Annotated in this window: 18 protein-coding genes and 1 tRNA gene; 13 read left to right on the top strand and 6 right to left on the bottom strand. The window is 43.4% G+C overall.

Annotated features, from left to right (window positions below; genetic code table 11):
- Nucleotides 1-16: 16 nt before the first annotated feature.
- The gene (gene sppA / locus JHD69_RS12895) at nucleotides 17-1,786 is read right to left on the bottom strand and encodes a signal peptide peptidase SppA (RefSeq protein ID WP_199140754.1); all 1,770 of its coding nucleotides are present in this window, start codon (nucleotides 1,784-1,786) and stop codon (nucleotides 17-19) included.
- A 96-nt stretch (nucleotides 1,787-1,882) separates the two neighbouring features.
- Between sppA and folK the strand changes: the two genes are divergently transcribed.
- Entirely contained in the window at nucleotides 1,883-2,380 is a 498-nt protein-coding gene (gene folK / locus JHD69_RS12890) for a 2-amino-4-hydroxy-6-hydroxymethyldihydropteridine diphosphokinase (protein WP_199140753.1), read from the top strand.
- Between the two features lie 10 nt (nucleotides 2,381-2,390).
- The gene (locus tag JHD69_RS12885; protein WP_199140752.1) at nucleotides 2,391-2,771 is read left to right on the top strand and encodes an Hpt domain-containing protein; all 381 of its coding nucleotides are present in this window, start codon (nucleotides 2,391-2,393) and stop codon (nucleotides 2,769-2,771) included.
- A 6-nt stretch (nucleotides 2,772-2,777) separates the two neighbouring features.
- Here JHD69_RS12885 and pssA read toward each other — a convergent pair whose 3' ends face one another.
- Nucleotides 2,778-3,467, bottom strand: coding sequence for a CDP-diacylglycerol--serine O-phosphatidyltransferase (gene pssA / locus JHD69_RS12880; protein WP_199140751.1), 690 nt, complete (start codon nucleotides 3,465-3,467; stop codon nucleotides 2,778-2,780).
- Nucleotides 3,468-3,535: 68 nt separating this feature from the next.
- Nucleotides 3,536-5,275 (bottom strand): transcription termination factor Rho, encoded by a 1,740-nt coding sequence (rho, locus tag JHD69_RS12875; protein ID WP_199140750.1) that lies wholly within the window; start codon nucleotides 5,273-5,275, stop codon nucleotides 3,536-3,538.
- 272 nt (nucleotides 5,276-5,547) lie between these two features.
- Here rho and pyrF point away from each other — a divergent pair, with 272 nt between their 5' ends.
- The 4 genes from pyrF (at nucleotide 5,548) to JHD69_RS12855 (ending at nucleotide 8,913) form a co-directional block, all read left to right on the top strand.
- Nucleotides 5,548-6,378: an orotidine-5'-phosphate decarboxylase gene (pyrF, locus tag JHD69_RS12870; protein ID WP_199140749.1), complete on the top strand. Its 831-nt coding sequence runs from the start codon at nucleotides 5,548-5,550 to the stop codon at nucleotides 6,376-6,378.
- Nucleotides 6,375-7,277: a DMT family transporter gene (locus JHD69_RS12865; protein ID WP_199140748.1), complete on the top strand. Its 903-nt coding sequence runs from the start codon at nucleotides 6,375-6,377 to the stop codon at nucleotides 7,275-7,277. Before pyrF ends, JHD69_RS12865 begins: the two co-directional genes overlap by 4 nt.
- A gap of 131 nt (nucleotides 7,278-7,408) precedes the next feature.
- Nucleotides 7,409-8,689 carry a DUF2851 family protein gene (locus tag JHD69_RS12860; RefSeq protein ID WP_199140747.1) on the top strand — a complete coding sequence of 427 codons (1,281 nt, stop codon included), beginning with the start codon at nucleotides 7,409-7,411 and terminating at the stop codon, nucleotides 8,687-8,689.
- A 2-nt stretch (nucleotides 8,690-8,691) separates the two neighbouring features.
- Nucleotides 8,692-8,913: a PspC domain-containing protein gene (locus JHD69_RS12855; protein WP_199140746.1), complete on the top strand. Its 222-nt coding sequence runs from the start codon at nucleotides 8,692-8,694 to the stop codon at nucleotides 8,911-8,913.
- 206 nt (nucleotides 8,914-9,119) lie between these two features.
- Here JHD69_RS12855 and JHD69_RS12850 read toward each other — a convergent pair whose 3' ends face one another.
- Entirely contained in the window at nucleotides 9,120-9,776 is a 657-nt protein-coding gene (locus JHD69_RS12850) for an ankyrin repeat domain-containing protein (protein WP_199140745.1), read from the bottom strand.
- Nucleotides 9,777-10,154: 378 nt separating this feature from the next.
- On the opposite strand from JHD69_RS12850, the gene JHD69_RS12845 reads away from it, so the two are divergent.
- Nucleotides 10,155-10,361 (top strand): hypothetical protein, encoded by a 207-nt coding sequence (locus JHD69_RS12845; RefSeq protein ID WP_199140744.1) that lies wholly within the window; start codon nucleotides 10,155-10,157, stop codon nucleotides 10,359-10,361.
- On the opposite strand, the gene JHD69_RS12840 is transcribed toward JHD69_RS12845, so the two are convergent.
- The gene (locus tag JHD69_RS12840; protein WP_199140743.1) at nucleotides 10,358-10,534 is read right to left on the bottom strand and encodes a hypothetical protein; all 177 of its coding nucleotides are present in this window, start codon (nucleotides 10,532-10,534) and stop codon (nucleotides 10,358-10,360) included. The two genes, JHD69_RS12845 and JHD69_RS12840, sit on opposite strands and share 4 nt — an antisense overlap.
- Before the next feature lie 90 nt (nucleotides 10,535-10,624).
- Between JHD69_RS12840 and JHD69_RS12835 the strand changes: the two genes are divergently transcribed.
- From JHD69_RS12835 to JHD69_RS12810, 6 genes are all read left to right on the top strand, one after another.
- Nucleotides 10,625-13,195 (top strand): FtsK/SpoIIIE family DNA translocase, encoded by a 2,571-nt coding sequence (locus tag JHD69_RS12835; RefSeq protein WP_199140742.1) that lies wholly within the window; start codon nucleotides 10,625-10,627, stop codon nucleotides 13,193-13,195.
- 60 nt (nucleotides 13,196-13,255) lie between these two features.
- Nucleotides 13,256-13,906 carry a LolA family protein gene (locus JHD69_RS12830; RefSeq protein WP_199140741.1) on the top strand — a complete coding sequence of 217 codons (651 nt, stop codon included), beginning with the start codon at nucleotides 13,256-13,258 and terminating at the stop codon, nucleotides 13,904-13,906.
- A gap of 148 nt (nucleotides 13,907-14,054) precedes the next feature.
- The gene (locus tag JHD69_RS12825; protein ID WP_199140740.1) at nucleotides 14,055-14,951 is read left to right on the top strand and encodes an alkaline phosphatase family protein; all 897 of its coding nucleotides are present in this window, start codon (nucleotides 14,055-14,057) and stop codon (nucleotides 14,949-14,951) included.
- Nucleotides 14,952-15,240: 289 nt separating this feature from the next.
- Nucleotides 15,241-16,005: an MBL fold metallo-hydrolase gene (locus JHD69_RS12820; protein WP_199140739.1), complete on the top strand. Its 765-nt coding sequence runs from the start codon at nucleotides 15,241-15,243 to the stop codon at nucleotides 16,003-16,005.
- 126 nt (nucleotides 16,006-16,131) lie between these two features.
- Nucleotides 16,132-16,215, top strand: a tRNA-Leu gene (locus JHD69_RS12815).
- 379 nt (nucleotides 16,216-16,594) lie between these two features.
- Complete coding sequence (locus JHD69_RS12810) at nucleotides 16,595-17,083, top strand: DUF6252 family protein (protein WP_199140738.1); 489 nt, start codon at nucleotides 16,595-16,597, stop codon at nucleotides 17,081-17,083.
- Between the two features lie 44 nt (nucleotides 17,084-17,127).
- Here the strand turns inward: JHD69_RS12810 and JHD69_RS12805 are convergent.
- A partial coding sequence (locus JHD69_RS12805; protein ID WP_199140737.1) for a hypothetical protein occupies nucleotides 17,128-17,384 on the bottom strand: 257 nt, incomplete at its 5' end.

Genomic DNA, 17,384 nt, shown 5'->3' with positions numbered 1-17,384 from the left:
ATCAATAGGCCTTAACCTATTTGATTTTGATTTCGTAGTCCATTCTGGCCTGGATGCCCGAGTTTACAATAGCTTTCTGCATCTGCTTGTAAAGCAGGTAGTTTTCGCCAAATTCCTTCTTGGCAAAATATACATGTGCATTGTCTTTGGCTTCGGTAATAAACGATTTCCAAGGGTCTATTTTCTCCGGATACTCAACAATTTGGTAATCGCTAAGCTTGGCTTTTTTGGCCGCGGCCTTAATGGCATCGTTAAAACTGCCTAAGCGATCGGCCAATCCAATTTTTACGGCATCCGAGCCTGTCCAAACATGCCCGCCGCCAATGCTGTCTACCTGCGCCTTCGTTTTTTTGCGGCCATCGGCAACGCGGGTAATAAAGCTGTCGTAAACATGGTTCACGTCATTTTGGATAATGAAACGTTCGCCAGGCGTTAGCGGACGGTTAGTGCTCATGATATCGGCATATTGACCGGTTTTAACTCCATCGAAAGTGATACCCAACTTATTGTTGAGCAGGTTTTGGAAGTTGGGAATAATGCCAAATACCCCAATAGAACCCGTAATGGTATTGGGCTGCACAAAAATACTGTCGGCTGCACAGCCGATGTAATAACCGCCCGAAGCGGCCACATCGCCAAAAGAAGCAATAACCGGCTTTACTTTTTTGCTCAGCACGATCTCGCGCCAAATCACGTCGGAAGCCAGCGCACTGCCACCGCCTGAGTTTACACGTAAAACAATCGCTTTAATATCGTCGTCCAAACGCGCTTTTCTGATGGCCCTCGAGATACGTTCAGAGCCAATTTGCTCATCAGAACCTTCGCCACCTACAATATCGCCATTGGCATAAATGACGGCAACCTGGCTTGAGCTGCCCGATGTTGATGCAGGCAGTTTTTGCGCATATTTATTTAAGGGGATGGAAGTAATGTTTTCTTTTTTGTTTTTGCCGGTAATGGTTTTAAGCTCATCCAATACCTCGTCTTTATAGCGCAAGCCATCTACCATTCTATAAGCCAGGGCATCTTTAGGCTGCTGTATCTTATAATCGTTGGCCAAAAGCGCCAAGCTATCGGTGCTTATTTTTCTGGTTTGCGAAATACCTTGCAAAAAGGTTTGGTAAAGTCCGTTTACATAGGCGGTAACCTGTTGGCGGTTGTAATCGCTCATTTTGGTGTTAATGAATGGTTCAACTGCGCTTTTATAATTGCCCACACGGATAATCTGTGCCTCAACGCCCAATTTGTCTAACGCGCCTTTAAAGAAGGTCAGTTCAGAGCTGAAACCTTTAAATTCTAGGGCACCTTGCGGGTTGAGGTATACTTTGTTGGCCACCGAAGCGAGGTAATAAGCGCCTTGGCTGTAAACTTCGCTGTAGGCGATAATCGGTTTTTTGCTTTCCTTAAAATCGAGCAGGGCATTCCTAACTTCGAGCATCGTAGCCATGCCTGCATTCGGCGCACTTACATTCAGGTAAATACAATCGATTTTATCGTCGGTTTTGGCCGCTTTAAGGGCTTTGATCAAGTCGTAGAACCCAATGCCTTTTACATCGCTGCCTCCAATAATGGGCAGGCCCGCCAAAGAATTGGTTGGCGTACGTTCTGTAATGGCTTGGTCTAGGTCGATATAAAGCACAGAGTTGTTCTTAACCTCTACGGGTTTCTCATCGCCTATAGAGCTGAGTGCACCGAAAATAACCACCGTGAAAATGATAGCCAGCACGACGGTAGAGATGACAATGCCTACAACCGTAGCAAAAACGTACTTAAAAAAGTCTTTCATAAAAAGAATAAATATTAATTTGTAAAGATATAAAACCAATTCGCATCTTATAGTAAATTTGCACGCGCGATTTAAAATAGCATGTAACTGGAAAGTATGAGTTTAGATGTAAAAAAAGCCTATTTGTTACTGGGCAGCAATTTGGGCGATAGGCAATTATATCTAGCAAAAGCCTGTAAGCTGATTGCCGAAGAAGTGGGCATGGTGGTAGGGCAGTCGGCCATTTACGAAACCGAAGCCTGGGGCAAAACCGACCAGCCTGGTTTTTTGAATATGGCTTTAGCCGTAAATACCGGCCTTAGCCCATTGGCGCTGTTGCATAAGGTGCTGGAAATCGAAAAAAGACTGGGTCGGGTAAGGCATGAAAAATGGGGAGCCAGGCTGATTGATATCGACATTATTTTTTACGGAAACGAAATCGTTGACATCAACGACGAACTTCATATCCCACATCCGCAAATGCAGCACAGAAAGTTTGTGGTACAGCCCCTTGCAGCGATTGCGCCTGATTTTGTACATCCTGTATTGCAGCAAACACTGACCGAAATTTTGGCTCAACTGGAAGATTCTTTGTCGGTAAAGATAATTTCTTAGCTTTGGGAAAATGATCAATGCTAACAAAAATAACGAGCCTTTAGACCTCTCCTATTTGCGGGAAATGTCTGGAAACAGTGCTGAATTCATCATCGAAATGCTCGATGCCTTTAAAAAGCAGACACCGGTTTATTTGGCGGAGCTTGAAAAAGCAGTATGGGCTGCCGATTGGAAAAAGGCATCGGAATGTGCGCATAAAATGAAGCCTACTTTTTATTACGTAGGTAGGGAAGACGTACGCGACCATATGCAGGATATTGAACGCAATGCGCGCGAACTGATTGATATTCCTGGGGTGCAATTGGCTTTTGAACAAGCCAGGGATTTTATCAACAATATACTTTATAGGCAATTGGATGAAGCCAAAGCGGTACTCGAAAAAGAACTTTAAATCCGATTAACCCTCTTTTGCCGCGCTGCTCCTGAAATGGAAGATAGAAAGCGCAATATACAGCACCAGCACAAAAGGCACGGCTGTAAATCTTAGAAAGGCAATAAGCACGGCCGAAAGGATCAGGAAAATAAATTTGAACTTGTTCTTTGCCCAGCTCATTTGCTGAAACTTCAACGAAAAAATCTTGATTTCGCTAACCAGCAAAAAGCTGTTGATGGCTGTTATGGCCAGCAATAAAATGCTCGATCCGATTACTGCGGGATAATCTTGGGCAATAAAGGGTAAAGAAACAATAAACAAGGTATTCATTGGTGTGTTGAGGCCAATAAATTCTTCGGTTTGTCTCTCGTCTATGTTAAACTTGGCTAAACGCAGGGCTGAGAATACCGTAATGATGAAACCCAGGTAGGGCAGGTAGGCCGAGCTGAAATCGCTGGTTTTGAGCAACTGAAACATCACCACTCCAGGCAAAAAGCCAAAGCTGACCATGTCTGCCAAAGAATCAAGCTCTTTTCCAATGGCCGATTTCACGTTGAGCAACCGCGCCACCATGCCATCAAAGAAATCGAAAATGCCCGATAGCAATACAAAATAGGCCGCGGTAAACAAATCGCCGCTAAAAGCAAACACAATGCCGATGCAACCCGAAAAAAGATTGGCACAGGTAATGGCGTTAGGGATATGCTTTTTCATTTGGAGTGTAAAAGTAAAAAGTTGAAAGTTTAAAGTTAAAGCTTTTCACTTTCAACTTTCAACGCTTGTTAGCCATTCATGGCCATTAAAAATTCTTCGTTAGATTTTGTTCCCTTGATTTGGGCCTGTACCAGTTCCATGGCTTCCTGGCTGTTCATGTCGGCCAAGTGGTTGCGCAAGATCCAAATTCTTTGCAGGCTTTCGCGGTCGAGCAACAAATCGTCTCTACGCGTGCTCGAAGCCGTAATATCGATGGCAGGGAAGATCCGTTTGTTAGACAGTTTACGGTCTAATTGAAGCTCCATGTTGCCGGTACCTTTAAATTCTTCGAAAATTACCTCGTCCATTTTAGAACCGGTATCGGTTAATGCGGTAGCCAAAATAGTTAATGAACCACCTTTTTCGATGTTACGTGCCGCGCCAAAGAAACGTTTTGGTTTGTGCAGGGCATTGGCATCAACACCACCTGACAGGATTTTGCCCGAAGCCGGCGCCGTGGTATTGTAGGCCCTGGCCAAACGGGTAATGGAATCCAGGAGGATAACTACATCGTGGCCGCATTCTACCAAACGCTTAGCTTTTTCCAAAACGATATTGGCAATTTTTACATGGCGTTCTGCCGGCTCGTCGAAAGTAGAGGCAATTACCTCGGCTCTTACGCTGCGCGCCATGTCGGTTACCTCTTCCGGACGCTCGTCGATCAATAAAATGATCAAATAAACTTCTGGATGGTTTTTGGCAATGGCGTTGGCCACCTCTTTTAGCAAATTGGTTTTACCGGTTTTCGGTTGCGCTACAATTAAACCACGCTGCCCTTTGCCAATTGGGGTAAAAAGATCCATGATGCGGGTAGAATAATTGCTGCTATCGGTAAACAGGTTGAGTTTTTCCGTTGGGAAAAGCGGCGTTAGGTAATCGAACGGCACGCGGTCGCGCACATCGGCAGGCACGCGGCCATTGATGGAGATTACTTTAACCAAGGGAAAATATTTCTCGCCTTCTTTGGGTGGGCGGATGCTTCCGTTTACGGTATCGCCGGTTTTCAGGCCGAACAATTTGATCTGCGATTGCGATACATAAATATCATCTGGAGATGAGAGGTAGTTGTAATCGGCCGATCTTAAGAAGCCATAGCCATCGGGCATGATTTCTAAAACACCTTCGTTGGTAATGGTGTTGTCGAAATCGAGGTTCGAATAGCTGGTTTCGTTCTGCTGTTGCTTATTATTGTTTTGATTCGGATTGTTTTGGTTTTTTGGAGGGCGGTTGTCCTCTTTTGGTGCTTTTTCTTCGCCGGCAGGCTGTTGTGGCTTGGCTTCTTTGCTGGCCTTGTTTACCTCTTCGCGAGGGATGCGTTCTCTTTTGCCTTGTTTGGCTTGTTTTTGAAGCTTTTCGGCTATGGTTTCTAGGCGTTCAGGGTCTTCTACAATAATAGGTTCTGCGGATGCCTCGACAACTTGTTCTTCTTGTCTTGGCGGAAGCGGCTCGTCAAACAAAGTAATAGCTTCGCGTTCAGGCTGTGCTGAAGCTGCTTCTTCGCCTTTGGCCGCGATGCGGGTCCTCTTGCGTGCCGGTTTTTCGGCTGGTGCCCCTTTGTTTTCTTTTTCTTTTACCACTTTGGGTTTGGTTTCTTTTACCGGTGTTGCAGTGGTGGGCTCGCTAGCAGTTGTTTGATTGGCCTGTTGCTGTAGGATTTGTTCGATGAGGTCGTTCTTGCGCAACTCTTCTGCATTCTGAATGCCTTCGTTTTTCGCTAACTCACGTAATTCAGCAGTTAGCTTTTCAGTTAATTCTGTTCTATTAAACATTTATGTGTGTTTGTCGAGAAATTTTAAATAGGGTTTGTCAAAAGAATACAACGGAAAAATGCCTTTGAAACATTTATTGGAGAATAACTTGATTGAGGTTTTTCTGAGATATTCAGATTTACTTTCTGGAATTATGGCACAATTGTATGTATTTGAAAATTAATCTGCAACAAAAATTTGAAATTGTTAATAAATAGTTTCCTAATTGTAAACTATTGAGCCTCAAAATGCCCCGGAAAATTGGCATATTTGCGCACCATTTCCCATTAAAAATGAACAAACAACAACTTTTTGAGCAGATACAGCTAAAGAAATCTTTTTTGTGCATTGGTTTAGATCCGGTATTGGAAAAACTGCCAAAGCACCTGTTAAAATACGAAGATCCTATTTTGGAGTTTAATAAGCAACTGATTGATGCTACCCACGATTTGTGCGTAGCTTATAAGCCAAATACGGCATTTTATGAGAGCAGGGGCGTAAAGGGATGGGAAACCTTAGTCAAAACCTGGCAGCATATTCCTAAAAACCAGTTTACCATTGCCGATGCCAAGCGGGGCGATATCGGTAATACCTCGGCCATGTATGCGGAAGCCTTTTTTAACGAAGAAAGCTCGGCCATGAGTTTCGACTCGATTACCGTAGCACCTTATATGGGCAAGGATTCTGTTTCGCCGTTCCTGAACTACTCCAATAAATGGGTCATTCTGCTGGCGCTTACCTCTAATCCGGGTAGCCAGGATTTTCAGACCCAACAAAGCAACGAACACCTGCTTTACGAACAGGTTATCAAAACTTCTGCCACTTGGGCCCATAGTGATCAAATGATGTATGTGGTAGGAGCTACCCAGGCCAAAGAGTTTGAAAATATCCGCCGCTTGGCACCCGATCATTTCTTGCTTGTGCCAGGGGTAGGCGCACAGGGCGGAGATTTGGCTGCCGTTTGCAAATATGGCCTCAATAAGCAATGTGGTTTATTGATTAATGCCGCTAGAAGCATTATTTACGCCAGCAATGGCGAAGATTTTGCCGAAGCCGCAAGGACCGAAGCCCTGGCGCTGCAACAGGAAATGGAACACCTGCTTGAAGCAGCGCAGTTGCTATGAGTTCGAAAACCGATTTCAGATTGATTGTTGCCCTATTGGCCGTAGCCATTATTTGGGGAACTACCTATTTGGGCATTCGCGTTGCCGTACAAACCATTCCGCCTTGGTTTGTAACGGCTATACGCCAAACCATTGCTTCGCTTATTTTATTGGTGCTGCTGCTGCGCAAAAAGGAACTGAAATGGATAGGCTGGCCTGCGCTCAGAAGGCAATTGCTCTTGTCTGTGCTCATGATCGTTATTGCCAATGGCATGACCACCGTAGCCGAACAGAGTGTGCCCAGCGGATTGGCTTCCTTGCTCAATGCACTTTCGCCCATCGTTGTTTTCTTAGGGAGTGTAGTAATCGGGCTGCAGAAACCTAGTTTAAAAGGTTTTTTGGGCGTAACCATTGGCTTTCTGGGCGTTGCGTTTATTTTTAGGGATGGATTTGACGATTTGCTCGACCCTGATTACAAAACCGGGATTTTGTTGCTGGGCATGGCTATTTTAGGCTGGGCATCGGGTACAATTTATACCAAAAAATATACCCATAAAAGCTCCAATATCTTTTTGGATCTCTTCTATCAATTTGTTTTTTCGGCCTTGGTGCAAGGGGTCTTTGCCTTTGTTTTCTCCTCCGAAATCAAACCCGGGCTGTGGACAGTGAATAGTATTTTGGCCGTGTGCTACTTAGGTGTTTTTGGTTCGGTTTTGGGCTACTTGGCTTATAATTATGCCCTAAAGAAGGTAAGTGCTACCGAGGTTTCCATTCTTTCGTACTTTAATACGGTAATTGCCCTGTTTTTGGGCTGGCTGGTTTTAGACGAGGTAATTACCATAGATCTCTTGGTGGCTACAGTGCTGATTATTAGTGGTGTAGTGATTACAAACTATAAGAAGAAACCGATAATTGCCTAGCCAAATTTCTTGTCGAGTAATTTATTTATTGCCTTTCGAAAATAATTTTCTCATCTATTTTTATGTTTTTTAGTAAAGGTTAAATTTTACTAAAATGCTGTTTTACTGTGATTTAGTTGTTAAATTTCGGTATGAAACTGCCTGAGGAATTTCTGCATTTTATTTGGCAATTTAGGTTGTACGGAAGCCAGCGATTGCAATTGTCCAGCGGAGAGGATTTGCTGGTTATCGAAACAGGTATGCCCAATAAAAATGCGGGTCCCGATTTTAGCAGGGCCAAGTTGCTGATTGGGAATACCACTTGGGTTGGCCATGTAGAAATCCACGTAAAGTCGTCAGACTGGCTCATCCACCAGCATCAGTTAGACGACGCTTATGAAAATGTAATCCTGCATGTGGTGTACGAAGATGATGAGCCGATTTACAGGCGAGACGGCACCTTGCTTCCGGTGTTGCGTCTGAAAGGCCTTTTTCAAGCCAAACTGTTAGAGAATTATCAGCAATTGATTGGTTCGGCTAATCGCTTTCCCTGCGAGAAGCAGCTTGCGCAGGTCGACGAATTTCTGATCAACGGTTTTTTGTCGAGGGTTTTGGTAGAAAGGCTTGAGTATAAATCGGCAACGGTATATGCCACGGTAGCCGAACTTCAAGGCAATTGGGACGAAACATTTTACCGGCTGTTGGCGAAAAATTTTGGCTTCAACATCAATGCCGTTCCGATGGAACTCTTGGCGCAATCGTTGCCCCAAAAATTGCTGGCCAGGTATAAAGACCAGCCTTTGCAAATAGAAGCCCTGATTTTTGGCCAGGCGGGTTTCTTGAACCAGACATTTGACGAAGCTTATCCGCTGCAGCTGAAAACAGAGTACCTTTTCCTGAAAAAGAAACATAAATTAATGCCTATTGATAATTCGCTTTGGAAATTTATGCGCATGAGGCCCCAAAACTTTCCTACGCTAAGGCTAGCTCAATTTGCGGCGCTGATTATACGCAGCAATCATCTTTTTTCGAAAATACTGACCATCAAAGATGACCAATCGATCCAAAAATTGTTTGAAGATTTGCCCGTTAATCCATTCTGGAAAACACATTACCACTTTAACAAAAAAGCGGATAAAGTGAGCCTCCAGCTTGGCCGATCGTCGGTGGCCAATTTCTCTATCAATACCATTTCGCTCTGTTTGTTCGCCTACGGCAAGGCTATGGACCAATCGTATCTCACAACCCGTGCTTTTTCTTTGCTCGAGCATACGCCTGCCGAACAAAATGCCGTTATAGACTTATATCGTAAAGCCGGACTGGAAGTACATACGGCCTTTAATTCGCAAGCCTTGCTGCAATTAAAAAAAACTTATTGCAACGAAAAAAAATGCTTAAATTGTGGTATCGGTATTAAGATTTTAAAGAAATAGTCATGTTTCAGCGTATAGTTACCTTTTTCGAAAAACAGAGTTTTGGCGTTTCTACGTATTTGGCCAACAAGCTGAATATGAGTACGGCCAAGGTGCGCCTGTTTTTTATCTATTCATCGTTTCTGGCCGTTGGCTTTCCCATTTTGTTCTATATTTTGGCGGCCATTGTGCTGGATATCCGAACCTATATGAAAAAAGTAAGGCTTAGGGTTTGGGAGTCTTAATTCAATGGGTAAGGACTGCTGGATTTTAGCTAACGAACTGAAAATTGAATATTTTTCGCCACCTAAGACGTTTAAGAGCATTAAGTACTTAAATATTTTGTATTGAATTGTGCTTAGTACTTGTGAAAACCTGTCAACTGCCAATTGAAATCGCATATTTTTCTCCGCAAACTGATAACTGCGAACTGGTAACTGCCAACTGAAAACTAATCATCGTCTCTCAAAATCTCTGCAATTTCATGAAAGCCCTTTTCGGCTGCCAAATCGGCGGGTAGTTTGCCTCCCTCCATGCGTAGGGTTACTTCGGCACCATGTTCGAGCAAAAGGATAATCAATTCGATATTGCCCAGTTGGGCTGCGGTATGCAAAGGCGCAGCGCCCGATTTTTGGCACACATTGGGGTAGGCGCCAGCATCGAGTAGCATTTTGGTAATGGTAAAATTATTGGCGGCAACAGCCGAATGGATTGGGAAAACGTTAAAGCCATTTTTGCTAGGCACATTCACTTCGGCTCCTTTGAGTACCAAAAAGCTGGCAATTTCTTCATGCCCAAAATAGCAGGCCAGGCCCAGTGGCGTAAAGCCGTCTATCGAATATTCGTTAACACTAGCAGGGTTTTTAAAAACCAGCAAGGTTACCTCTTCGAATTTTCCAATGGCGCAGGCATCGAACAAGGTTAGTTCGGGAACAAATTCGGCAATGGCTTGGGCAATTTGAGGTTTTTTGTAATAGCAGGCCAATAAGATGGGCGAAATTTGATGCGAAGTGTGCTGCACGGCCAATTGAGGGCGCTCAGAAAGCAAAGCGATGAGTGCAGGCAATTCGTCGTTTTCGATTAAGGTTTCGAGATGCGTGATATCCATTTTGAAATAGTTTTGAAACTAAGCCCTTAAATTAACAAAAAATTAATGAGATAAGCATAAAACTCGTTAAATGCTCATGGGTACAGTAATCGGGAAGAAAAGAAACAAAAAATCCTGCTCAGGGTTGCTAAGCAGGATTAACCTAAAACAAAACTATTTAAACGAAATTATTCAGTTTGTAAATAAGACAATGGTTTTTAAAAAAAGTTTAATCTCGTGTTCATTTTTTTTACTCATTTGATAGCCAAAGCTTGCCTGTGGCTTCATAAAGGCGTTTTTTAGGAAATCATCATGTGCGATAAACATCATTTTAGGCGGGTGCTTTTACGGTAGCGGCTAAAATTTTGTAAATTGAATGCTAATCAAACCTAAAATCTTATGTTTAAAAACACATCCAAAATCAAAAATGTTCAACAGTTGAGCAGAAGCGAACAAAGGGCCATTCTTGGAGGTGCCGGCGGTGGCAATCCTCCTGATCTATCAAAATGTGGCTGCGACTGTGCCGGGAGGGTTACCGGCCCGGTTTATTGTGCACAGTATATGGCCTGTCTTCAGGTTTACACCTGTGACGATAGTGCTATTTAAGAATGGCCATCCATTGAATCAAAAACTACCGTCGGCATCGATGGTAGTTTTTTTTTGACTGAATGCAGGCTGATGCCAGCCAAATAAAAAAGATTTCCACCAGTGGCTTGTACCGATACGGCCAGAACCAACGTTATCATCGCAAGTAAAATAAATTGGTTCGCTTTTGCCAATTCTAAATATTTTGTTTAAATCGTAAAGGTTTTGTACACCACAAAACCACTATATGTTTTATATTTGTTGATTATATTTATTAACGAAAGATGTCGGTAAGGGGAAATCAATTTAAAGCCAATTCATTTAAGCAAGGTGCCGAACCATCAAAAGATGGACAGCGGCCAACAACCAGCAGACCGCCCCGCGCCAAAGTCGATATTTTGCCCAAGTTTGACCTTCAAAATGGCCGAGCGGTAAAAATCATCGGGCTTTTGTTCATCATTATTTCGATCTACTTCCTGGTTGCTTTTACTTCGTATCTCTTTACCTGGCAGGACGATCAGAGCTATGTAGTCGATGCCAACGGAGGCTGGAGCAACTTGTTCAAAACGGTTGACGAACTCAAAAACAGTGGGGTAGACGATCCGGTGGTACAGAACTGGTTAGGTAAAATAGGCGCATTGCTGGCTCACCAGTTTATTTACGAATGGTTCGGTGTAGCTTCCTTCTTGTTCGTATTCGTGTTTTTCATTATCGGTTATCGCTTGCTGTTCAAGGTTAAAATATTTGCGGTAGAAAAAGTACTGGGTTATAGTTTTTTCTTTTTGCTGTTCATTTCACTTACTTTGGCTTTCGGGCATTCGTTTTTGGCGCGTACGCCACACTACCTGGAAGGCGAATTTGGCTATTGGAGCAACAAATTGCTGGTTGCCCAAATTGGACAGGCTGGCGTTGGGGGCTTGATTATCTTTTTGGGACTTACCATCCTGATCATTGCTTACAACATCGACTTTAAATTGCCGGCCCGCAAAGCCGATAATGCGATTGTTCCAGAGGTGCCCGAGCATATCGAACTGGTAAACGAAGACAAGTCGGAGCCAGTAGAATTTAGCATCAACGATCGTTACAAAACAGCAAACCAGCCGAAGAGAGAACAAAATATCGTATTAACTCCCAATCGTTTTGAGGCAAAGGAAGAAGAAGAGCCGGTTGAGGAAACACCGGTGCCTCTGCCAACCAATGTTATGCTTAATCCAACGGTAACACCTCCGGTTGCCCCGGTTGTGGCGCCCCCGGTTGAAGTGGAGCCTGCAAACGAACCAAGCTTTACGATAGAAAAAACAGAAGAAGAAACCAAAGCCGAAGAACTGGTAGAACAGTTCGGAACTTACGACCCCACCCTGGATTTGGCTTCTTACAAGAAACCGCATCTCGATTTATTAGAAAATTATGGTTCTAACAAGATTTCGGTCAACGCCGACGAATTGGAGGCCAACAAAAATAAAATTGTAGAGACTTTAAATCACTACAACATTGAAATTGATAAGATCAAAGCCACTATTGGTCCGACGGTTACTTTGTACGAAATTATTCCGGCGCCTGGCGTAAGGATTTCTAAGATCAAAAACCTGGAAGACGATATTGCCCTAAGCTTGGCCGCTTTAGGTATCCGTATCATTGCGCCAATGCCAGGCAAGGGAACCATTGGTATCGAGGTGCCTAATTTGCATCCCGAAATGGTGTCGATGCGCAGTATTTTGGCTACCGAGAAGTTTCAGCAAACCAATATGGATTTGCCGATTGCCTTGGGTAAAACCATTTCGAACGAGGTTTACATTGCCGATTTGGCCAAAATGCCCCACTTGTTGGTGGCCGGAGCAACCGGACAAGGTAAATCGGTGGGTATCAATGCTATTTTGGTGTCGTTGCTGTATACCAAACACCCGGCCCAGCTTAAATTGGTGTTGGTCGACCCTAAAAAAGTAGAACTTACCCTGTTCAATAAAATTGAGCGCCATTTCTTGGCCAAACTGCCAGGCGAGGCCGATGCCATTATTACCGATACCAAAAAGGTAATCCATACCTTGAACTCGCTTTGCGTAGAGATGGATCAGCGTTATGATTTGCTGAAAGATGCACAGGTAAGAAATTTAAGGGAATACAACGAGAAGTTTATCAAGCGCAAGCTGAACCCGAACAATTCGCATCGCTTTTTGCCCTACATTGTGCTGATCGTGGATGAGTTTGCCGATTTGATGATGACAGCAGGCAAGGAAGTAGAAACCCCGATTGCGCGTTTGGCCCAGCTGGCGCGTGCGGTGGGCATCCACTTGGTATTGGCAACACAAAGGCCATCGGTTAATATCATTACCGGTACGATCAAGGCCAATTTCCCGGCCAGGTTGGCTTTTAGGGTATTGTCTAAAATCGACTCAAGAACAATTTTAGATAGTGGCGGTGCCGATCAGCTGATTGGTAGGGGGGATATGCTTTTATCGACAGGTAATGACTTGATTAGGCTACAGTGTGCGTTTGTAGATACACCAGAGGTTGATCGTATTTCGGAGTTTATTGGCAACCAAAGAGGCTATCCAGAAGCTTACCAATTGCCAGAATATATCGATGAGAACGGCGAATCTTCGAAAGCCGATTTCGATCCCGACGATAGGGATCCATTGTTTGAGGAAGCTGCACAATTGATCGTAACCCATCAACAGGGCTCTACTTCGCTCATTCAGCGCAAAATGAAATTAGGCTACAATAGGGCTGGCCGTATCATTGATCAACTGGAGGCTGCCGGTGTGGTTGGCCCATTCGAAGGCAGCAAAGCCCGAGAAGTTTTGTTGCCAGACCAATATGCTTTGGAACAGTTCTTGAATAACCTTAACAACAAGTAACAGATGTACAGTTCCGTTAGCCAGTAAATGTAGTGTTGCCAACGGATTTAAAAGAAAATTATGAAAAAGATACTATTAGCATTCCTTACAATCGGTGTATTTGGTGTTACCGCCCAAGCGCAGACAGATTCGAAAGCCAAGGAGATATTGGCGGCGGTAAGCAAGAAATACCGTTCTTACGATGTGGTAAAAACCGATTTTACTTTTACGCTTAACAATGCGCAAGCCAAAGTAAAAGAAACGCAGCAAGGTACTTTATACGTAAAGGCCAATGCCAATAAATACAAGGTAGCCATGACCAACCAGGATTTGATCAGCGATGGTAAAAGCCAATGGACTTACCTTAAAAACGATAAAGAGGTTCAGGTTTCGAACGTAGACAACAGTGGCGATGCCATTAACCCGGCTAAAATCTTTACCATTTACGAAAAGGGCTTCAAATACATCTATACCGGCGAAAGCAAGGTAGGTGGCAAAGTTTACCAAATGATCGATTTGTCGCCAATTGATGTAAAGAAAAATGTATTCAAAATCCGTTTGAGTATTGATAAAGCATCTAAACAGATCACCAATGTGGTTATTTTCGAGAAAAACGGAAATACCTATACTTATAACGTGAAAACATTTTCGCCAAACGTAAAAGTGCCTGAAACCACTTTTGCATTCGATGCCAAAAAATATCCTGGCGTTGAAGTGGTCGATTTAAGGTAATTGAATTGAGATACCTGTTGAAGGGGTTCGGGCTAAGCCCGAACCCCTTTTTTATTGTACGGAAGGCAAAATTGTTTTAGAAATGGTTCATATTTGTTTAGTATATCTATACAAAAGAATCTAATTTAGGGGCTGATCCTACTTGAAAATGAAAAAAATATATTATGTAGCCTTAGTGGCATTAACCACTTTGAGCTTAACTGCCGTAGCGCAAAAAAGAGTGCTGATCATTGGCCTCGACGGTTTTAGTGCCGAAGGTTTCAAGGCCATCAAGCATCCCAATATGGATAAAATGATAGCCGATGGCGTACTTTCGTTAACTACCAGACCTGTAATGCCTTCGGTAACCTTACCCAATTGGACCAGTCACCTTACCGGATCCGGACCCGAAGAACATGGGGTAACCAGCAACAGCTGGACAGTGCAAAAGCACGAACTGCAGGCCATAGAAACCGACCAAGACGGTTATTATCCGTCAATATTCAAAGTGTTGAAAGAAAAGGTTCCCCATGTTAAAATCGGCTATTACTACAATTGGGCAGAACTGATCAATTCGATCAATAAAAAATATTTGGATGAGGTTTCTTTCGAAGAAAATGATGGTTATGCTTCAAACTATCAAAAGGCTTTCGATTTTGTGGTGAAGTATAAAAGCGAGCCAACTTTGGTGTTTCTGTATAATGTGAGTACAGACCATGCCGGGCATAAGTACAAATGGATGTCGCCCGAGTACATCAAAGCAGTAGAAGATGCCGATGTGGCTATTGGAGGCTTATTGGATAAGCTCAAAGCAGAAAAATTATATACAAGTACCCATTTTATTTTAATGACCGATCATGGTGGCATTGGCAACGGGCATGGTGGCACGAGCATGAGCGAAATGCAGGTGCCATGGGCGATAACCGGTCCACAGATTAAAAAACTGGGGCTGATTACCGAACCTAACAGCAATAAAAATACGGCCTTGGTTATTGCGCATATCTTTGGTTGCAAGGATCTGCCAAAATCGTGGACCGGTGTTGCGCCCCAATCCATTTTCAAATAGTATTTCGTTTTGTTGTTAGAATTGTAGCCCGTATCCAATTTGGTATGGGCACTTTTTGGTTGGAGTTATGTTTGATTTTTTATTGATTTTGTTTAACCATCTTAACAAAATGATATGAAAAAATTGGATTTTTTTAACTATGACCTCTTTAAGTAGGACTGCGTTTGCTCAAAGTAACAGTGAGGCGGAGAAGATGACGAAGCCATGGATAAAAAACTGGCGCAAATATTTGGTAAATAAGTGGAAGATACTGAGCTTAGCCATAGCTATTTCACAAGCGGTTTAGATTTTGAAAATTACATTTTTAGGTACAGGTACATCGCAAGGCATCCCGGTAATTGGGTGTGGCTGCGCGGTTTGCCAATCTACCGATCATAGAGACAAGCGATTAAGGGTTTCGGTACTCGTTGAGACCGGCGACAAGACCATGGTGATAGACAGTGGTCCGGATTTCAGGTACCAGATGCTGCGGGCTGGGGTTAAAGATCTCGATGCCATTTTGTTTACGCACGAGCATAAAGACCACATAGCTGGATTGGACGATATCAGGCCTTTTAATTATCTGTTGCATAAACGGATAGATATTTATGCTACTTTAAGGGTACAGGAAGCTTTGCGTCGCGAATTTTCCTACATTTTTCAAGATACCAAATATTTCGGACTGCCCCAGATCAATCTACATACCGTAGAATCTGAGCCTTTTGAAGTTGGAGTGACCAAGGTTATACCCATTGAAGTAATGCACTTTAAATTGCCAATTTTGGGATATCGTATTGGCGATTTCACCTACATCACCGACGCGAAGACGATTTCGGAAGAATCGTTTGCACAAATAAAAGGCACGAGATATTTAGTGGTTAACGCTTTGCAGAAAGAAGCGCACATCTCGCACTTTACTTTAGCAGAAGCCATTGATTTTGCCAACAAGGTAGGGGCTGAACGGACTTATTTTACACATATCAGCCACAACTTGGGCAAACATGCCGAGGTGGAGCAAGAGCTACCTACTAACATTCGTTTGGCTTATGATGGGTTGGTGTTGGACGTGGAATAGCAGTGATGGTTTTCAGTTATTGGTTTTCAGTTGGCGCTTATCATTCAGCGATAGAAATTCATTGGTCAATAAATTTAATGCAAAGGCTTTAAAAATTGAAGCATTCCATTATATTTGCAGCATTATACCCGGGTGGCGAAATTGGTAGACGCACCATCTTGAGGGGGTGGCGCTGGCAACGGCGTGGCAGTTCGAATCTGCTTCCGGGTACTAACAACATTCTTGTTTAAATTTTCAAAGGCTTGCTTGTAAATAGCAGGCCTTTTTTGTTCATTCCCTGTATGTTGATGTGGAAGGCAATAGACGTAATCAGGAATCATAATCACCTTACCTTTAAATAAAAAATACAATCCGCCTTGCCGACTTTATTTTTAGCCTATTAAGCTTTTGGCGAAGTATTTTTAATCTTAAAGGATTGATAGGGTGGCTAAGCGATGAAAATAAATGTTTTGAGTTAATCGCCGCTAGTTTTTGGCTTAAAAGGTTAATCGGTTTCTTCTGTTAATCTTTCATGATTATATGGGTTTTTTGTAATGGCTATCCTTGCTTCGCGGAACTCAAACGGTTACTCCTAACTAAAAAGCCATAAATGATTAAAACGATAATGACCCTCATGCTTTTACTTTCTTTACTGGTCATCAGCTGTAAGAAAGATAAAGCGAGCAATAACTTCAAGTGCAAGGTAAATGGTGAGGTTTGGCGGCCTAGCAATACGGACTTAAAATATAGTGGTGAGGCTGAGGCGCATTTGATCGATGAAGGAAAAACATTTTTTGTCTCAGCCTACCAGCAAGGCTCCAGGCAAACGATATCCTTTGCCCTATTGCTGGAAAGAGAAGTAAGGGTCGGGGATTATAGCTTAACTGGTATCAAAAATTCAGCTGCTTATGATGATGCAACTAAAGATCTGAAATTTACTGTTCAACCAGGCTATACTGGAACATTGCAAATCCTAACCTTGGACAAAAGAACTCAAACAGTAACTGGAAGGTTTTCTTTCAAGGCGCTGGAAAACGATACCAAAGCAGTTGTAGCTATTACTGAAGGCGAATTTAACCTGGTCTACAAAACCTATTAAAAGAGCTTTTAAAGTTTCCGTCTTACGAAAATACTTCTGAAAAGCTATTTTATTGCCCTCGCTTTTTGTAGCGTTTCTTCGATGTTATGTGTTAAAATTTTGGGTATAAAATCTTCTCTCGGCGTTCCGTTGACATGGTAAAGTCTGTCTCTTATACACATCTGACGCTGCCGACGAACCACGACAAAAAATAGGGTTTGGGGGGGGGGGGGGGGGGGGGGGGGGGGGGGGGGGGGGGGGGGGGGGGGGGGGGGGGGGGTGGGGGGGGGGGGGGGGGGGGGGGTGGGGGGGGGGGGGGGGG

Origin of the sequence: Pedobacter sp. ASV12 (genome assembly GCF_016429155.1) — a bacterium.
Lineage (GTDB): Bacteria > Bacteroidota > Bacteroidia > Sphingobacteriales > Sphingobacteriaceae > Pedobacter.
The sequence above is the reverse complement of the archived record's forward strand: the minus strand, read 5'-3'. Positions and strand labels throughout refer to the sequence as shown.

Bases quoted from the DNA above. Each gene is read 5' to 3' on its own strand.
- folK (WP_199140753.1), top strand. From the start codon at position 1,883: ATGAGTTTAGATGTAAAAAAAGCCTATTTGTTACTGGGCAGCAATTTG.
- JHD69_RS12860 (WP_199140747.1), top strand. From the start codon at position 7,409: ATGAAACTGCCTGAGGAATTTCTGCATTTTATTTGGCAATTTAGGTTG.
- pssA (WP_199140751.1), bottom strand. From the start codon at position 3,467: ATGAAAAAGCATATCCCTAACGCCATTACCTGTGCCAATCTTTTTTCG.
- JHD69_RS12845 (WP_199140744.1), top strand. From the start codon at position 10,155: ATGTTTAAAAACACATCCAAAATCAAAAATGTTCAACAGTTGAGCAGA.
- JHD69_RS12835 (WP_199140742.1), top strand. From the start codon at position 10,625: ATGTCGGTAAGGGGAAATCAATTTAAAGCCAATTCATTTAAGCAAGGT.
- sppA (WP_199140754.1), bottom strand. From the start codon at position 1,786: ATGAAAGACTTTTTTAAGTACGTTTTTGCTACGGTTGTAGGCATTGTC.
- JHD69_RS12885 (WP_199140752.1), top strand. From the start codon at position 2,391: ATGATCAATGCTAACAAAAATAACGAGCCTTTAGACCTCTCCTATTTG.
- JHD69_RS12825 (WP_199140740.1), top strand. From the start codon at position 14,055: ATGAAAAAAATATATTATGTAGCCTTAGTGGCATTAACCACTTTGAGC.
- JHD69_RS12810 (WP_199140738.1), top strand. From the start codon at position 16,595: ATGATTAAAACGATAATGACCCTCATGCTTTTACTTTCTTTACTGGTC.
- JHD69_RS12865 (WP_199140748.1), top strand. From the start codon at position 6,375: ATGAGTTCGAAAACCGATTTCAGATTGATTGTTGCCCTATTGGCCGTA.
- JHD69_RS12850 (WP_199140745.1), bottom strand. From the start codon at position 9,776: ATGGATATCACGCATCTCGAAACCTTAATCGAAAACGACGAATTGCCT.
- rho (WP_199140750.1), bottom strand. From the start codon at position 5,275: ATGTTTAATAGAACAGAATTAACTGAAAAGCTAACTGCTGAATTACGT.
- JHD69_RS12830 (WP_199140741.1), top strand. From the start codon at position 13,256: ATGAAAAAGATACTATTAGCATTCCTTACAATCGGTGTATTTGGTGTT.
- pyrF (WP_199140749.1), top strand. From the start codon at position 5,548: ATGAACAAACAACAACTTTTTGAGCAGATACAGCTAAAGAAATCTTTT.
- JHD69_RS12855 (WP_199140746.1), top strand. From the start codon at position 8,692: ATGTTTCAGCGTATAGTTACCTTTTTCGAAAAACAGAGTTTTGGCGTT.